This window comes from Frateuria soli, from assembly GCF_021117385.1.
GTDB classification, from domain to species: domain Bacteria; phylum Pseudomonadota; class Gammaproteobacteria; order Xanthomonadales; family Rhodanobacteraceae; genus Frateuria_A; species Frateuria_A soli.
Genome location: NZ_CP088252.1, coordinates 1,088,414 through 1,103,108, shown reverse-complemented (window position 1 = coordinate 1,103,108; position 14,695 = coordinate 1,088,414). Strand labels below are relative to the sequence as shown.

Annotated in this window: 16 protein-coding genes and 1 pseudogene; 8 read left to right on the top strand and 9 right to left on the bottom strand. The window is 68.7% G+C overall.

Annotated elements, in window-relative coordinates; translation table 11 throughout:
* Positions 1 to 75 precede the first annotated feature (75 nt).
* Positions 76 to 684 (bottom strand): class I SAM-dependent DNA methyltransferase, encoded by a 609-nt coding sequence (locus LQ771_RS04990; protein ID WP_231351268.1) that lies wholly within the window; start codon positions 682 to 684, stop codon positions 76 to 78.
* A 105-nt stretch (positions 685 to 789) separates the two neighbouring features.
* Here LQ771_RS04990 and LQ771_RS04985 point away from each other — a divergent pair, with 105 nt between their 5' ends.
* Positions 790 to 1,083 (top strand): hypothetical protein, encoded by a 294-nt coding sequence (locus LQ771_RS04985; protein ID WP_231351267.1) that lies wholly within the window; start codon positions 790 to 792, stop codon positions 1,081 to 1,083.
* A 106-nt stretch (positions 1,084 to 1,189) separates the two neighbouring features.
* Here LQ771_RS04985 and LQ771_RS04980 read toward each other — a convergent pair whose 3' ends face one another.
* From LQ771_RS04980 to LQ771_RS04950, 8 genes and pseudogenes are all read right to left on the bottom strand, one after another.
* Positions 1,190 to 2,104 (bottom strand): sensor domain-containing protein, encoded by a 915-nt coding sequence (locus LQ771_RS04980; protein ID WP_231351266.1) that lies wholly within the window; start codon positions 2,102 to 2,104, stop codon positions 1,190 to 1,192.
* The gene (locus LQ771_RS04975) at positions 2,104 to 2,466 is read right to left on the bottom strand and encodes a PadR family transcriptional regulator (protein ID WP_231351265.1); all 363 of its coding nucleotides are present in this window, start codon (positions 2,464 to 2,466) and stop codon (positions 2,104 to 2,106) included. Before LQ771_RS04975 ends, LQ771_RS04980 begins: the two co-directional genes overlap by 1 nt.
* A 401-nt stretch (positions 2,467 to 2,867) precedes the next feature.
* Positions 2,868 to 3,245 (bottom strand): response regulator, encoded by a 378-nt coding sequence (locus LQ771_RS04970; protein ID WP_231351264.1) that lies wholly within the window; start codon positions 3,243 to 3,245, stop codon positions 2,868 to 2,870.
* Entirely contained in the window at positions 3,245 to 4,732 is a 1,488-nt protein-coding gene (locus LQ771_RS04965; protein WP_231351263.1) for a sensor histidine kinase, read from the bottom strand. Before LQ771_RS04965 ends, LQ771_RS04970 begins: the two co-directional genes overlap by 1 nt.
* On the bottom strand, positions 4,729 to 5,316 hold the full coding sequence (locus tag LQ771_RS04960) for a TOL_0243 family YfiR-like periplasmic protein (RefSeq protein WP_231351262.1): 588 nt from the start codon (positions 5,314 to 5,316) through the stop codon (positions 4,729 to 4,731). Before LQ771_RS04960 ends, LQ771_RS04965 begins: the two co-directional genes overlap by 4 nt.
* 56 nt (positions 5,317 to 5,372) lie before the next feature.
* Positions 5,373 to 7,307: a TOL_0244 family TonB-dependent receptor gene (locus LQ771_RS04955; protein WP_231351261.1), complete on the bottom strand. Its 1,935-nt coding sequence runs from the start codon at positions 7,305 to 7,307 to the stop codon at positions 5,373 to 5,375.
* Between the two features lie 312 nt (positions 7,308 to 7,619).
* Positions 7,620 to 7,850: pseudogene (locus LQ771_RS16055) on the bottom strand (DNA-3-methyladenine glycosylase I); the annotation flags it as partial.
* 159 nt (positions 7,851 to 8,009) lie between these two features.
* On the bottom strand, positions 8,010 to 9,062 hold the full coding sequence (locus LQ771_RS04950) for an NAD(P)-dependent alcohol dehydrogenase (protein WP_231351260.1): 1,053 nt from the start codon (positions 9,060 to 9,062) through the stop codon (positions 8,010 to 8,012).
* Positions 9,063 to 9,476: 414 nt separating this feature from the next.
* Here LQ771_RS04950 and LQ771_RS04945 point away from each other — a divergent pair, with 414 nt between their 5' ends.
* The 7 genes from LQ771_RS04945 to cysW all read left to right on the top strand — a co-directional run bounded on the left by LQ771_RS04945 (position 9,477) and on the right by cysW (position 14,624).
* Complete coding sequence (locus LQ771_RS04945; protein WP_231351259.1) at positions 9,477 to 9,812, top strand: ArsR/SmtB family transcription factor; 336 nt, start codon at positions 9,477 to 9,479, stop codon at positions 9,810 to 9,812.
* 4 nt (positions 9,813 to 9,816) lie between these two features.
* A complete protein-coding gene (locus LQ771_RS04940) occupies positions 9,817 to 10,305 on the top strand; it encodes an ArsI/CadI family heavy metal resistance metalloenzyme (RefSeq protein WP_231351258.1) in 489 nt (162 codons plus the stop codon).
* 14 nt (positions 10,306 to 10,319) lie between these two features.
* Positions 10,320 to 10,706, top strand: a complete 387-nt coding sequence (locus LQ771_RS04935; RefSeq protein WP_231351257.1) for an arsenate reductase ArsC — start codon at positions 10,320 to 10,322, stop codon at positions 10,704 to 10,706.
* Positions 10,707 to 10,708: 2 nt separating this feature from the next.
* Positions 10,709 to 11,380 carry an aquaporin gene (locus LQ771_RS04930; protein ID WP_231351256.1) on the top strand — a complete coding sequence of 224 codons (672 nt, stop codon included), beginning with the start codon at positions 10,709 to 10,711 and terminating at the stop codon, positions 11,378 to 11,380.
* Positions 11,381 to 11,824: 444 nt separating this feature from the next.
* On the top strand, positions 11,825 to 12,823 hold the full coding sequence (locus LQ771_RS04925; RefSeq protein WP_231351255.1) for a sulfate ABC transporter substrate-binding protein: 999 nt from the start codon (positions 11,825 to 11,827) through the stop codon (positions 12,821 to 12,823).
* Between the two features lie 119 nt (positions 12,824 to 12,942).
* The gene (gene cysT, locus LQ771_RS04920; RefSeq protein WP_231351254.1) at positions 12,943 to 13,767 is read left to right on the top strand and encodes a sulfate ABC transporter permease subunit CysT; all 825 of its coding nucleotides are present in this window, start codon (positions 12,943 to 12,945) and stop codon (positions 13,765 to 13,767) included.
* On the top strand, positions 13,764 to 14,624 hold the full coding sequence (cysW, locus tag LQ771_RS04915; protein WP_231351253.1) for a sulfate ABC transporter permease subunit CysW: 861 nt from the start codon (positions 13,764 to 13,766) through the stop codon (positions 14,622 to 14,624). The genes cysT and cysW overlap by 4 nt, the downstream gene beginning before the upstream one ends.
* The last annotated feature ends 71 nt before the right edge of the window (positions 14,625 to 14,695 follow it).

The following is a 14,695-nucleotide window of genomic DNA, read 5'->3' as shown; positions in this document are numbered from 1 at the left end:
GTACCTCTCGAACGAACGATCCGCGTTGTTCTGCGGGACGATTATGCGGCCTGTCTCCATCTGCGTCGTGAACGCCTAAACCGCTGCCTGGGCACGCTCCAGCGCTGCCACGTGCCGCTCCAGCCGCGGTCCCAGATAGCAATGGGAGCCGCATGGCAACAAGCCGGTCCGGGCGAACTCGCGAAGGTACCAAGCCGGCGGCCGCGAGAAAAATCCCTCGCGGTCGCCGACCACGTCGTCGCGGCTGGTGAAGACCTCCAGGAATGCCACGCCTTCGAGCATCTCGCCAATGCCCGCCAGGCCCGCGCGGATTTCTGCCGGGCGGAGGTAGTGCAGCACGTCGGTGCAAACGATGAGGTCGAAGCGGCTGTCGAAACGCAGGTGCTCGAGCTGGCCGAAGCGTGCCAGCCCGATGTTGCGGCTGCGCCCGTAGCGCTCCACCACGTAGGGGCTCGCGTCCAGTCCGCGGTAGGCCACGCCGGGCCGCAGGGCGCGCAGCGGCGAACGCCAGGGTGCCTCGCCGCAGCCCACATCGAGCACGTTGCGCAGCGGCCGGCCCAGGTAGTACTCGGCCTGCGCAACCGCCAGCGCCACCTTGCGCCTGAGCTCGGCAGCCGAGGCGACCGCGTGGCGCGGGTCACGGTACCACTTGTCGAAATAGGTGCGATCGTAGGTCTTGGCCATGGGCGGGGGGCGCAGAGCGAAAGACCCATGGTACGGCCTGGCAATCACCCGACGCATACATGCGGCGCTCCAGCATTTTTGCAACAGCCCGCCTGGAGCCCGTTCATGTCCATGATCCGCATGCGCCTCATCGGCAACCGCGACGCCGCCGATTCGATCATCACCGTGCTGCACGGTATCGACGGCATCGAGCACGTCGAGGAGATCGAGGATTTCATGCTGGGCGTGCGCGACGATTCCAGTTCGGCCAACCTGGTCGACGACAGCGAAGGCCGGGTGTTCATGGTCGAGGTCGATGCCCCCGACGACATGCGCGCCGATGCGGTGCGTGCGGTCGCCGAGGCCGAGGCGCGACGGCTGGACGCGGGCCTGGAGATCGTCGACGGCGAGGATTTCTAGGCGCGGTGGCCAGCACCGGGGCGTCGCCCGCAGGCGAGCTCCTGCCACGGGCCGTCTGCTGCAGGAGACCACCGGGTGGGCGATGCCCTTGCAACCGCCCCGCCGCTCAGCCGCGTACCAGCAGATGCCGCGCGACCTGCCCGTGCATGCGACCCAGGCCGCGCGCAAGGTGCAGCGTGGCGAACAGCAGCAGCACCCCCAGTACGCACAGGCCGATCACCTCGCCCCAGCCCGGCACGTGTTCGCCGAAGCCCCAATGCACGATCACCCGGTGATCGACGAACAGTCGCGACAGGTCGCCCCCGTTCACCATCCACGCCACCGGCGCACCGATGAAGGCAACCGACACCGACACCAGCGTCACCGCGATCGTGAAATAGACGATGCCGAGCGGGAGCATCAGCAACATGTAAAGCAGCGTGGTCCAGGTACGCGCGTCGGTGAACATGGAGCCGATGCGCTTCATCAGGGTCAGGTCGCGCGTCGGGTAGGGCGGGCGCCGCGGCATGCGGGCGCCCAGCATGGCCTCCACAATGCGCCCCTCGACCAGCGAAAGCACGCGCACGGAACCGAAGAACAGCACGATGAACGGCAGGCCGACGATCAGTATCGACAGGCCCGCCGACAGCGACACGCCGGTGACCGCCCAGGTGAAGTAGAAGATGCCCGTGGCCAGCGCCAGCACCATGTAGAACAGCGCGCCGTAGGTGCGCGGGTCGGCCGCCACGCCGAAGAAGCGGCCGGCCAGCGAGCGGCGCTTCGGCGGCGACGGCGGACGCAGCGCGCGCTGGATCCTGATCTCCTGGTCGCGGTAGAGCTCGGCCACTTCGTCGGGTGCACCGTAGCTCCCGACGACGTGGGCCAGCATGTCCGCCTCGCCGCGCGAAGGCTGTTCGGCGAGTTCGGCACGCAGGTGCTCCTCCGCGTCGTACAGCGCGTCCTGCACCAGCGCCGGATCGGCGCCGCGCAGCGCGGCGCGCAGCTGGTCGAGGTATTCGTTGATCGTGCGCGGTGCGTTCATCACACCTCTCCTTGAAGGACTTTGTCGACGGACTCACGCGTGGCGTTCCAGGCCGCGACCCATTCGCGCAGCACCTCCCGCCCCGGTGGGGTAATGCGGTAATAGCGGCGCGGCGGCCCGCTCACCGAAGGCTCGACCTCGCTGGCCAGCAGCCCGGCCGCCTCCAGGTTGCGCAGTACCGGATAGAGCGCGCTCTGCTTGCCGGCCAGTACGCCCTCGCCCAGCTCCTCCAGCCGCTTGGCGATCTGGTAGCCGTAGAGCGGCTGCCGCGACTGCCCCAGCACCGCCAGCAGCACCAGCGAAACGGTGCCGGCGGAGAGCTCCTTCTGGAACTTCTTCAGTTGGCTGACCCGTTCGTCCACACGCTCGCCTGCACTGCCACCTGGGTTGCTGTGAAGGTTAGTGTGAAGTTCGCACTAGTTCATGGGCCTGAAGTCATGCTCGACACGCTTGCGCCCGGTGATGTCCAGGAACAGCATCACGAACCGGTCGCCGCCCAGGGGGGCGGGCGCGCGCCTCGTACACGCGACCCTCCAGCGCAGGCACCTGGACTTCGAACGAGGACGACTGGCCGCGGTCGACCACCAGCCGTGGCGCTGCACCACGCTGTCCGGAAAGCCGGGAATGACCTGGCTGGCGCGCCGGCCGGGCACGAGCCCGGCGGGGTGCCTGGGCTGCCGGGTAGATGCCTCGTTCGGCACGCCGTGGACGGCGCGCGCCCATGCGCATCACGCTGGCCGCCGGAGGAACGATTCCGCGGGGACTAGGATTCCAGCGCGGCGTTCACCACTGCCGGCAGGGTTTCCAGCGAGAACGGCTTCTGCAGCACGCGGTGGACCACCGATTCCAGCGTGGGCGGCAGCGGCGAGGGGGCGTAGCCGGTCATCAGGATGATCTTCAAACCGGGACGCAGGGTGCGGGCAGCTTCGGCCACCTGGTAGCCGTCGATATCGGGCAGCTTGATGTCGCTCAGCAGCATGTCGATGCGCTGGTCCGATTCGAGTGCCTGCACGCCGGAAGTGCCGTCGCTGGCTTCGAGCACGCTGAAGCCGGCGTCCTGCAGGCCTTCCATGACCAGTTCGCGCAGGAACGCTTCGTCTTCGACCAGCAGGATGTGGGGGGATGTGTCGGAAGAAGGCATTACGCAACCTCGGGGATGGTTTCGCGGGGGGCGCGGGGAAGGATGATGTGGATGGTGGTGCCGTGGCCGGGACGGCTCTCGATGCTGGCCACGCCGCGGGATTGCTCGACATAGCCCAGGATGGTGCTCAGCCCCAGACCGGTGCCCTTGCCCACCGGTTTGGTGGTGAAGAACGGATCGAAGGCCTTGCTGCGCACCTCCTCGCTCATGCCCACGCCGGTGTCGACCACGCGCAGGCGCACATAGTCGCCCGCGGCGAGCTCGCCGACCGGATGGCTGGCCGCCACCTGCAGGTCGTCGGTGCAGACCCGGATCGTTCCGCCCTCGGGCATGGCGTCGCGGGCATTGATCACCAGGTTGAGGATAGCGTTCTCCATCTGGTTGGAATCGCACAGCACCGGCCACTGCGAATCGAGCCGGTAGTCGATTTTCCAGCTCGAGCCGACCGAGTGGTCGAGCAACGGCTGCATGCCCTGGATCAGCACGTCCAGCCGCACCGACCGCGGCGACAACGGCTGGCGTCGCGCGAACGTGAGCAGGCGCTGGGTGAGGCTGGCGGCGCGGTCGATGCCGTCCCGGGCCATGTCCAGGTAACGCTGGATCTGGCGATGGCGGTCCTGGCGCTGCTCGAACATCGCAAGGTCGTCCGCCGGCATGGCCGGCGCGTCCTGGCCAGTGGCAACGCCCTCCCGCTCCAGCTGCAGCTCGCGCTCGGTGGCCGGGTCGCTCTGCTGCACGTGCCTGCTCAATCGCGCCAGGCTGGCGCGAATGATCATCAGCAGGTTGTTGAAGTCGTGGGCGATGCCGCCGGACAGCTGGCCGATCGCCTCCATCTTCTGGCTCTGGCGCAGGGCTTCCTCGGTGCGCGCGCGCTGCTCCATTTCGGAGTTGAGCCGCTCGTTGGCGCTGGCCAGCTCGCGCGCCCGCCGTTCCAGCGCGGCATTGGCGCGCATCAGCAGCCTGTGGGCGACCGCCAGCGCGGACAGCATCAACACCGCCATCAGGGTCAGCAAGGTCACGCCGCTGTAACGGGCCAGTTGCATGATCAGCGGCGTCGGTGCTGCGCGCAGGTAGACGCTGCCCACGGTCGTGCTGCCCTGTTGCGCTGGCACGGCAACCACCATCCGGTCCCGCGGCAGCCGCCCGCCGTTGGCCAGGCTGTCGACGATGGGCTCGCTGCCGGGCCGCTGGAAGCCCGCCACCAGACGATGCGCCTCGTTGTAGACCGCCGCCGCATCCAGGCGCGGATCAAGCATCAGCGCGTTGACGTACTCCTGCGCGGCGACGCGGTCGTTGAACGAGATCGCCGCGGTGACGCTGGCGGCCAGGATCTTGGCCTGCACGGTGAGCTGGCGACGGTGTTCGGCGGCGGCGGAGTGGTACTGGTAACCCGCCGCGAGCGCGCCAGCCAGCAGCAGCAGGCCCGCGGCGACCAGCGACATCACCGGCCTGAACGCGAAGGGTCGACCGATGGCCCGGCGCCTCACGAGGGTTCCCTCACCGCCACTGCGAGATTGAGCAGCTTGGAGCTGATGCTGATGTGGTTGCGCGCGGCGGCGCCGGTATCGATCACGAAACGCACGCGGCCGCGGTCGATCACGAACTGGATGATGCCGCCCCCCGCACGAGGCTGGACCGAATCGACCACGGTGAGCACGGGCTTGCCGCTGACTGTCGCCAGCGCCTGCTGGACGTCCTGCGACGACAGGCGGCTGATGAACAGGATCTGGCACCGGGCTTCGGGGGTGAGCGTTTCGAGCCGCAGGACCTCGAACGGATGCGTACCCAGGCTGCGCCCGGCCACCGCGCGCTGGAGGTAGTTGTCAAACGGATCCTCGCCGGCGACGCAGATGCGGAAAGGCTGGTCGGGCGAGTCGAACGTCGTGGGCGGCCAGTTGACGAATGGCGCCAGCTTGTAGAGGTAGGTTGCCTTGACCGCGTACTCGAGCGAGACACCCGGCCGCGCAGGCTGTGGCGACGCCTCCCAGCTGGCGCAGGCCAGCAACAGCACGAGCAGCACGCGCGGACGGGCGCCGCCAAGCCAGGCGAGCAGCCGCGCCTTGCGGGGCATGATGCCGAATCGGGTACGGCTGGTGCGGATGGGTATCTCCTCGGCCCGGCTGCGCGTCAGAAGTTCAGGCGGGCATCGAGCGACACGCCGCGCCCGATGCGATTGCCAAAGGGATATTCCTGATGCCACGCGTGCAACAGGTTCGAGCCGGCCAGCGACAGCTCAAGCTTGTCGTCCACGAGCCAGCCCAGGCGCAGGTCGAGCTCGACGTAACCGGGCACCTTCGGATCGGGCAGGGCATCCACCCCGCGCACGTCCGCATACAGCGTCCAGTGGTCGGAAAGATTCATCATGGATCGCACGAAGCCCTGGTATTCGGGATCGTCGCCGGCCTGCGACACGCCGAGCAGGCCGCTGGCCTCCGGCTTGAAGCGCAGGCGCTGACGCTGCGCATCGATGCCGGCGCCCAGTTGCCACCAGTCGCTGACTGCGTAGCTGCCCCAGACCTCCACGCCGCAGGTGTGCCCCTCCATGCCGTTGCCCCAGGTCAGCGGGAGCCCCGTGGGCGAGAGCTCGACCGTCCTGAGATCGTCGTAGACGTTGTAGTACAGCGACACCGACACGGTCGCACGGGTGGCGACCTGCCCGCGCCAGCCTGCCTCGTAGGCGGTGAGCTTCTCGCGTTTGAACGCCGGATTGCCGGTCAGGAAGACGGTCGGGCCGAGCTTCTCGATGACGTCCTCGTCGAAGGGCGTCGGCGTGCGCACCGCGCGCGAGGCGGCGGCCCACAGCAGGCTGCTCCGGCCCGGTTGCCAGGACAGCCGCAGGCGGGGCATCAGCGACAGGCCCGAATACGGGTCGTCCTCGGCCTTCAGGCCCAGCGTCAACGTGGTGCCGGGCGTAAGCGCCACCTGGTCCTGCACGAAGGCGTTGACCAGGCTCTGCGTGTTGCGCGGCGGGTCCCACAGCAGCGAACTGGCCGTGGCGATGCGCGGCTTGATGTCGTAGCGGTAAATGCGGTCGCCCAGGCCCCACAGGAGCTGCTGGCGCTTGCCCACGGCAAGGCCGTGCTGCATCTCCACGTCCAGCGTGTCCAGCGTGAAACCGCTGCCGCCGTCGTTGCTGCCGCGCCGATGCACGTGGTCGTAGTACGCCTGGAACTGCACGTTCGAGGTGTCGCTGATGGTGTGCCGCCAACGCGCCAGCACGTCCGCGCCGGTGCTGCGCGCGTCGTCGGCGCCGGGCTGGTCGGTGCGGCCATCGTGCAGGTCGCCCTGCAGCATGATCGAATCGGCGGGGCCATGGTCCCAGTCGATCCGGAACCCGACCTGGGGGCTGTTCCAGCCGTTGCGCGCGGGCTGGCCCGCGGCGTCGTCCAGTTCGTGCCGGCGGATGTTGCGCGCATAGACGCGATAGTGCGCATCCCGGCCCAGCGCACCGCCGTACTGGACGGCGGCACTGCTCTCCAGGTTGCCCACGCGAACCGCCAGCAGGCCACCGCGGGTATCGGCCGCACTGCGGGTGATGACATTGATCACGCCGTTGACCGCGTTGGCGCCCCACAGCGCGCCGCCGGGACCGCTGATCACCTCGATGCGCTCGATGTCTTCCGGCAGCACGAACTGGTCGTCCCAGTACATGCCCGAGAAGATCGGCGAGTACACGCTGCGGCCGTCGATCAGCACCAGCAGCTTGTTCGGGAAACTCTGCGCGATGTTGTTGCCGTTGAAGCCACGCGCCGTGATCACGTAGTTGCCCGGGCTGGTCTGGAACACCTCCAGGTTGGGCGCCAGCCGCAGGATGTCGGGCAGGCTTCGGGCGCCCGAACGCATGATGTCGTCGTGGCTGATCACGTAGACCGCCGCGGGCGCCTTGGCCAGCGGCTCGGGATTCTTGGTCACCGAGGAGACCACGACCTTGCCCAGGTCCTCGAGTGTGAGGCTGCCCAGGTCGGTCGGCAGCGCAAGGGCGGCGCACGGCGCACGCATCGACAGCATCAGCAGGCCCGTCGCGATGGCGCTCCGCGTGAGCGCGCGTTGTCCCGGGCTCACGTGCCCGCCTCCCGGCGGAGGTCAATCCAGCAGCGCATCAGGCCATCCATAAAGAGCAGTTGTCCAACGGCATCGCGTTCTGAAGAGCCGATCGGGCCGCGACGGCATCCGGCAGCCGCCCGGCTTGCGTCGAACTCGGTTTGGCACGCGGACAGTGTAGCGGCAATGGTCCGGACACACCGTGTCGGCGCGCAAGAATGCGAGCCACGACCCCTCACGCGCCGCCCCTTCGGCAAGCGTCCGCACGAACCAGCGGAGGGCGCGCCGATGTAGTGCGCCCAGGTATCGATGTCGCGGACCACCGCCTCCGCATCACCGCCGAAGGACCGCGGATGGGCCTGCGCGCTGCCGAACTGCCGGCTGCACACCATGAGATCGCGCGTTGCGAAGCGTCGCGCGGATCTTCTTCGGATGGCGGATCATGCCCCCGGCTGCCAGCAGGTCGTCCAGGCAGCCATCCGGCCAGGCGGCGACCGTCGCCAGCGCGAAGCCGGCGAAGGCGCGGCGGATGGCAGGCCAGCGCGCGCGCACCACCGCGGGCCGGAAACGGGCCTGGAAAACACCGCGGCGGCGAGCAGCTCGAAGACTTGGTCGTCGCTCCTGGCCGGCTCACCGGCCAGCGGGTTCCGCCTTCGACGATCGCGAGCGTCATCGTTGCGGCAGGTCCCGCGCACGGTTCGTGCGCAGGACCCTGCAACCGCTTCAGGCGGCCAGCGAGGCGTTGTCGATCACGAAGCGATACTTCACGTCGCTGCGCTGCATGCGGTCGTAGGCCTCGTTGATCTTTTGCGCGGGAATCATCTCGATGTCCGCGACGATGCCGTGCTCGGCGCAGAAATCGAGCATCTCCTGCGTCTCGGCGATGCCGCCGATCAGCGAGCCGGCGATCGAGCGGCGTCCGAAGATCAGTGTCCCGACGCTGGGGCTGGGATGCGCATGCTCCGGCACGCCGACCAGGCACAGCGTGCCGTCACGCTTGAGCAGGCGGGTGTAGGCATCGAGGTCGTGGCTGGCGGCCACCGTGTTGAGGATGAAGTCGAAGCTGCCCGCGTGCCTGGCCATGTCGTCGGGGTTCTTTGAAATTACCACCTCGTCCGCGCCCAGATCGTGCGCATCCTGACGCTTGGATTCGGAGGTGGTGAAGGCGACCGTGTGCGCACCCATCGCGTGGGCCAGCTTGATGCCCATGTGGCCCAGTCCGCCGATGCCGACGATGCCGACCTTCTTGCCGGGGCCCGCGCCCCAGTGGCGCAGCGGCGAGTAGGTGGTGATGCCCGCGCACAGCAGGGGAGCCACGGCGGCGAGCTGGTCCTCGGGGTGGCGGATCTTCAGCACGAAGCGGTCGCTGACCACGATCTGCTGCGCGTAACCGCCCAGCGTGTGGCCGGGTGCGTCCGGCGTCTTGCCGTTGTAGGTGCCGGTGAAGCCGCTCTCGCAGAACTGCTCCAGTCCTTCCCCGCACGAGGCGCAGTGCTGGCAGCTGTCGACCATGCAGCCGACGCCGACGGTGTCGCCGACCTTGAAGCCGGTGACCTCGCTGCCGACCGCGCTGACGTGTCCGACGATCTCGTGGCCGGGCACGCAAGGATAAAGGGTGCCGGCCCACTCGGAGCGGACCGTGTGCAGGTCCGAATGGCAGACGCCGCAGTAGGCGATGTCGATCTGCACGTCGCGCGGGCCGGGCTGGCGACGCTCGATGTCGAGCGCTTCGAGCGGCTTGTCGCTGGCGTGGGCGCCGTAGGCCTTGGTCTTCATGATGGATTCCTGTGGGGTGGGAAGGTATGGCAACCGGGGCACGGTAACAAAGCGCCCTCTGCGCTTGCCAACGCGGGGAACCGGCGGCCTCGCCGTCGAGCGCCCGCGCTCCGGCTCGTCGAAGTGGCGCCATGCACGACCGGTGTATCATTCGCCGATCGGGGGTCGATGGTTACGGCGCCGCGGCGTGCGGACACAGGGCACGCATGCGGGTCGGCACGTGCATGCCCCCGCACCCCTGACCCGGGAAAGGCCGGTCGCCGGCGCGCGAACCGTACCAAACTACTCGCCTTCGCATGGCTGGCGCGTGAGCGCAACCTCGACCATGCGTCGGCTCACCCACTTCGTTGTCACGCGAGATGCCTGTTCCGGGTTCGCTTGACGACGGAACAATATTTCCATATTTTTGGAAGCATGGAAATCAAAGCCGCCCTCGCCGCGCTGAGCGCGCTCGGCCACGAATCGCGCCTGGCCGCCTTTCGCGGGCTCGTGCAAGCCGGACCCGAGGGCCTGTCCGTGGGTGAACTGCGCGAGCACCTGGACCTGCCGCCGGCCACCCTTACCGCACACCTCAACGTGCTGCGCGCGGCCGGGCTGGTGAGCGACCAGCGCGAAGGCCGGGTCATCCGCGTGCGTGCCGACTACACCCGGATGGACGCACTGCTGGCCTACCTCACCGAGAACTGCTGCGCCGGGACCACCTCCTGTGGCCCGACGTCGTCCTGCAAGCCACGCCGCAAGAGGACCTGACGCCATGAACCGCTTCCACGTACATCTCAACGTCGCCGACCTGGCGACCAGCATCCGCTTCTACACCGCGCTGTTCGGCGCCGAGCCGACCGTGCGCAAGGACGACTACGCCAAGTGGATGGTGGAGGACCCGCAGGTCAACTTCGCCATCTCGAGCACGGGCCGCCAACCCGGTATCGACCACCTGGGCATCCAGGCCGACAGCGGCGAAGCGCTGGCCGCGCTCGGCCACCGGCTGGATGCGGCCGGCGGCGCCCTCGTGCCGGAGCAGGCGACCGTCTGCTGCTACGCGCGCTCGGACAAGCTGTGGACCGAAGATCCGCAGGGTACGCGCTGGGAAACCTTCCACACGCTGGGTGAGGCGACCACCTACCACGCGGGCGAGGCGCCCTGCGCGACCGACGGCACCAGTTGCAGCCCGGACCTGCGCGCGGCGAAGCCCAGGGTCGCCAAGGGGGCATCCTGCTGCGCCCCGGGCTCCGGCTGCTGCTGAGCGAATCGGTACCCATGAAAAAGCGCATCCTGTTCGTCTGCATCGAGAACGCCAACCGCAGCCAGATGGCCGAGGCCTTCGCGCGACTCCACGGCGGCGACGCCGTGGAAGCCTGCAGTGCCGGGTCCGCCCCGTCCGGGCGCATCAACCCGCGCGCCGTGCAGTTCATGGCCGAACTCGGGTATGACCTCGCCAGCCACGCCTCCAAGTCGCTCGAGACGATCGAAGGCGACTTCGATGCGGTGGTGACCATGGGCTGCGGCGACCGCTGCCCGTGGGTGCCGGCCCGCCGTCGCGAGGACTGGAGCCTGCCCGACCCGAAGGATCTCGACGACGCGGGCTATCGCGCGGTGCGCGACGAGATTTCCACCCGCGTGCAAGCGCTGCTGGCCTCGCTCTGACCATGCTGTCACGCAAGCTCCTGGCCGAGTTCATCGGCACGGCCCTGCTGCTCGCCGCCGTGGTGGGCTCGGGAATCATGGGCGTGACGCTCTCCCCGGGAAACACCGGCGTGGCCCTGCTCGCCAACGCGGCGGCAACGGCCGGTGCGCTCTATGTACTGATCGTCCTGTTCGGGCCAATTTCCGGCGCGCACTTCAATCCGGTGGTGACCCTTGCCCTGTGGCTGCGCGGTGAACTGCGCGCCCGCGAAGCCCTGGCCTACGTGCTGGTGCAGCTGGCGGCGGCGATCGTCGGCGTGCTGCTCGCGCACGCCATGTTCGAGCTGCCGCTGCTGCAGCCGGGCACGCGGGTGCGCAGCGGCGCGGCGCAATGGTTGAGCGAGGGCGTGGCCGCCTTCGGCCTGCTGCTGACCATCCTGCTCGGAATGCGGCATCGGCCGGCCGCCGTGCCGGCGCTGGTGGCCAGCTACATCTTCGCCGCGTACTGGTTTACCGCGAGCACTTCCTTCGCCAACCCGGCAGTCACCCTGGCGCGCGCCCTGACCCGCACCTTCGCGGGCATCCGCCCCGCGGATGTCTCCGGGTTCGTGCTGGCCCAGGTGGCCGGCGCGCTCGTTGCCGTGGTCGTGGCGGCGAAGCTGGATGACCGCACGCGCGATCGGACTTCCCGCTGAAATGATTCCCGGGTTTCCGGTTCGCACGCGCGCGGGCAAAAAACGCCGGTTTGTTATTGAAAGGTAGAGGGAAATGTCTTCCCGAAACACGACGAACGCCTAGCGGATGCTTAACGGGAGCTGTGTTGCAGTTCGCCTCGAGTACGCCGATCCCCGAGGTGGAAACCATGCACGACGCACTCGACATCCGCACCGCTCCCCGGCGCCGTGCCGACACGCCCGCCGCTGCACGGGCCCGTCGTCCAGGCGCTTGCCGGCGCTTCCCGCGGGAAGCGTTCGATGACTGGGACAGCTCCCGCCACCGCGCGCTGGCCTGATCCGGCGTAACCCCGCCCCAAGGGAAACACAACCGACCACGCCCGCCTGCGCCTGCCGCAGGCGGGGGTGTCTGCGCCCCGCGCGAGGACATCGCGCGCCCGCCGTACCGTCCGTCAGGGAACTGCCATGAAGAAGCTGATTGCGATCTGCGCCGTGCTCGGCGCAGTGGCCGCGGGCACCGCCACGGCGAAGAACGTGACCCTGCTCAACGCGTCCTATGACCCCACGCGCGAGCTCTACCGCGACGTCAACACCGCCTTCGCTGCGCAGTGGAAGGCCCAGCATGGCGACCGCGTCACCATCCGCATGTCCCACGGCGGCTCGGGCAAGCAGGCTCGCGCGGTGGTCGACGGACTGCCGGCCGACGTGGTGACGCTGGCGCTGGCGCACGACATCGACGTACTGGCCGGGCGCGGCCTGATGCCGGCCCACTGGCAGCAACGGTTGCCCGACAACAGCGCGCCCTACACCTCGACCATCGTGTTCCTGGTGCGCAAGGGCAATCCGAAGAAGATCCGCGACTGGTCCGACCTGGTGCGCCCCGGGGTGCAGGTGATCACGCCCAACCCCAAGACCTCCGGCGGGGCGCGCTGGAACTTCCTGGCCGCCTGGGGCTATGCGCTCAAGCAGCCGGGTGGCAATGAGGCCAGGGCCAGGGCCTTCGTGCGCGAGCTGTACAGGCACGTGCCGGTGCTGGACACCGGTGCGCGCGGCGCCACCAACACCTTCGTCCAGCGCGGCATCGGCGACGCGCTGCTGGCATGGGAGAACGAGGCGATCCTGGCCAGGCAGGAGATCGGCGGCGCCGACGTGGAGATCGTGGTCCCCTCGATGAGCATCCTGGCCGAGCCCACGGTGGCGCTGGTCGACCGGAACGTGGACAAGCACGGCACCCGCGCGGTGGCCGAGGCTTACCTGAAGTTCCTCTACTCGCCGCAGGGCCAGGAGATCGCGGCAAGGAACCACTATCGCCCGCGCTCGTCCCAGGTGATGGCCAGGTACGCCAGCCAGTTCCCGGAGGTCCACCTGTTCACGCTCAAGGACATGTTCGGCAACTGGAACCAGGCAACCACGAAGTTCTTCGCCGACGGCGCGATCTTCGACCAGATCGGTCCGGGGAGCTGAGAACGACGCCCATCCGGGCCGAAGCTGTCTGCGTGCAGGCCCGCGAACCACTCCTTCCCCTCCTCCCTGGCCTGGCCGCAGACAGATCCGGCGCGGGGACACCACGAAGAGGCTCCAGCATGCGACGGCGCATCCTTCCCGGCTTCAACCTGAGCCTGGGCTACTCGCTCACCTACCTCGGCCTGATCGTGATGCTGCCGCTGGCGGCGCTGGCCTGGAAGGCCTCGGGACTCGGCATCGGCGGCCTGATCGAGCTGCTGCGGGTGCCGCGCACGCTGGCGGCGCTCAAGCTCAGCTTCGGCGGCGCCACGCTGGCGGCGGCGATCAACGTGGTGGTGGGGCTGCTGGTGGCGTGGGTGCTGGTGCGCTACCGCTTTCCCGGGCGGCGCCTGTTCGACGCCGTGGTCGACCTGCCCTTCGCCCTGCCCACGGCGATGGCGGGCATCGCGTTGACCGCGCTGTACGCGCCCAACGGCTGGATCGGCCAGTGGCTGGCCGCGCTGGGCATCAAGGTGGCCTATACGCCATGGGGCGTGCTGGTGGCGATGGTGTTCGTCGGTTTCCCGTTCGTGGTGCGCACCCTGCAGCCGGTGCTGGAGACGCTCGAGCACGACGTGGAGGAAGCGGCCGAGACACTGGGCGCGCGGCGCTGGCAGATCTTCCTCAAGGTGATCCTGCCGATGCTGGTGCCGACGCTGCTGACCGGCTTCGCGCTGGCGCTGGCGCGCGCGGTGGGCGAGTACGGCTCGGTGATCTTCATCGCCGGCAACATCCCGATGAAGTCGGAAATCGCGCCACTGCTGATCGTGCAGAGCCTCGAACAGTTCGACTACGCCGGCGCGGCGGCACTCGGCGTGGCCATGCTGGCGTTCTCCTTCGTGCTGTTGCTGGCGATCACGCTGCTGCAGCGCTGGAGCCATCGCTGGGCGGACGTTGCGCCATGAGCCGGCGGCCTTCGCGTTCGTCCGGCTGGCCGCGCCTGCTCGGGCGGACCCTGCTCACGCTCGCCGCAGTGGCGTTCCTGATCGTGTTCCTGCTGCTGCCGTTGACGGCGGTGTTCGTCGAGGCCTTCCGCCAGGGCGCCGGCGCGTTCCTCGACGCGATCGGCCAGGAGGAGGCGCGTGCGGCGATCCGGCTGACCGTGCTGGTGGCCGCCATCGCGGTACCGCTGAACCTGGTGTTCGGCATCGCCGCGGCCTGGGTGATGGCGCGCTTCGAGTTCCGTGGCAAGGCGCTGCTCGGCGCCTTGATCGACCTGCCTTTCTCGGTCTCGCCGGTGATCTCGGGCCTGGTCTACGTGCTGCTGTTCGGCGCGCAGGGCTGGTTCGGCCCATGGCTGGAGGAGCATGGCGTGAGCATCATCTTCGCGGTGCCCGGCCTGGTGCTGGCGACGATGTTCATCACCCTGCCCTTCGTGGCGCGCGAACTGATCCCGCTGATGCAGGCGCAGGGCAACGAGGAAGAGGAAGCGGCCCGCGTACTGGGCGCCAACGGCTGGCAGATGTTCTTCCGCGTGACGCTGCCGAACATCCGCTGGGCGCTGCTCTATGGCGTACTGCTGTGCAATGCGCGCGCGATGGGCGAGTTCGGCGCGGTGTCGGTAGTGTCCGGGCATATCCGCGGGTTGACCACCACGATCCCGCTCGAAGTGGAGATGCGCTACAACGAGTACGACTACGTCGGCGCCTTCGCCGTGGCCTCGCTGCTGGCGCTGCTGGCCTTGCTGACGCTGGCGGTCAAGACCGTCCTCGAATGGCGCTATGGCGACGAGATCGCCTCGCACGCGCCGGGTGGCCGGTGATGTCGAAACCCTCCGCAAGAATGCAGATGGCGGTCGCGCACAGGTGCGCTCCTACAGGGGCATGCGCGGGC

Coding starts and splice junctions, on each gene's coding strand:
- LQ771_RS04990 (WP_231351268.1), bottom strand. CDS start 684: ATGGCCAAGACCTACGATCGCACCTATTTCGACAAGTGGTACCGTGAC.
- LQ771_RS04985 (WP_231351267.1), top strand. CDS start 790: ATGTCCATGATCCGCATGCGCCTCATCGGCAACCGCGACGCCGCCGAT.
- LQ771_RS04980 (WP_231351266.1), bottom strand. CDS start 2,104: ATGAACGCACCGCGCACGATCAACGAATACCTCGACCAGCTGCGCGCC.
- LQ771_RS04970 (WP_231351264.1), bottom strand. CDS start 3,245: ATGCCTTCTTCCGACACATCCCCCCACATCCTGCTGGTCGAAGACGAA.
- LQ771_RS04960 (WP_231351262.1), bottom strand. CDS start 5,316: ATGCCCCGCAAGGCGCGGCTGCTCGCCTGGCTTGGCGGCGCCCGTCCG.
- LQ771_RS04950 (WP_231351260.1), bottom strand. CDS start 9,062: ATGAAGACCAAGGCCTACGGCGCCCACGCCAGCGACAAGCCGCTCGAA.
- LQ771_RS04945 (WP_231351259.1), top strand. CDS start 9,477: ATGGAAATCAAAGCCGCCCTCGCCGCGCTGAGCGCGCTCGGCCACGAA.
- LQ771_RS04940 (WP_231351258.1), top strand. CDS start 9,817: ATGAACCGCTTCCACGTACATCTCAACGTCGCCGACCTGGCGACCAGC.
- LQ771_RS04935 (WP_231351257.1), top strand. CDS start 10,320: ATGAAAAAGCGCATCCTGTTCGTCTGCATCGAGAACGCCAACCGCAGC.
- LQ771_RS04930 (WP_231351256.1), top strand. CDS start 10,709: ATGCTGTCACGCAAGCTCCTGGCCGAGTTCATCGGCACGGCCCTGCTG.
- LQ771_RS04925 (WP_231351255.1), top strand. CDS start 11,825: ATGAAGAAGCTGATTGCGATCTGCGCCGTGCTCGGCGCAGTGGCCGCG.
- cysT (WP_231351254.1), top strand. CDS start 12,943: ATGCGACGGCGCATCCTTCCCGGCTTCAACCTGAGCCTGGGCTACTCG.
- cysW (WP_231351253.1), top strand. CDS start 13,764: ATGAGCCGGCGGCCTTCGCGTTCGTCCGGCTGGCCGCGCCTGCTCGGG.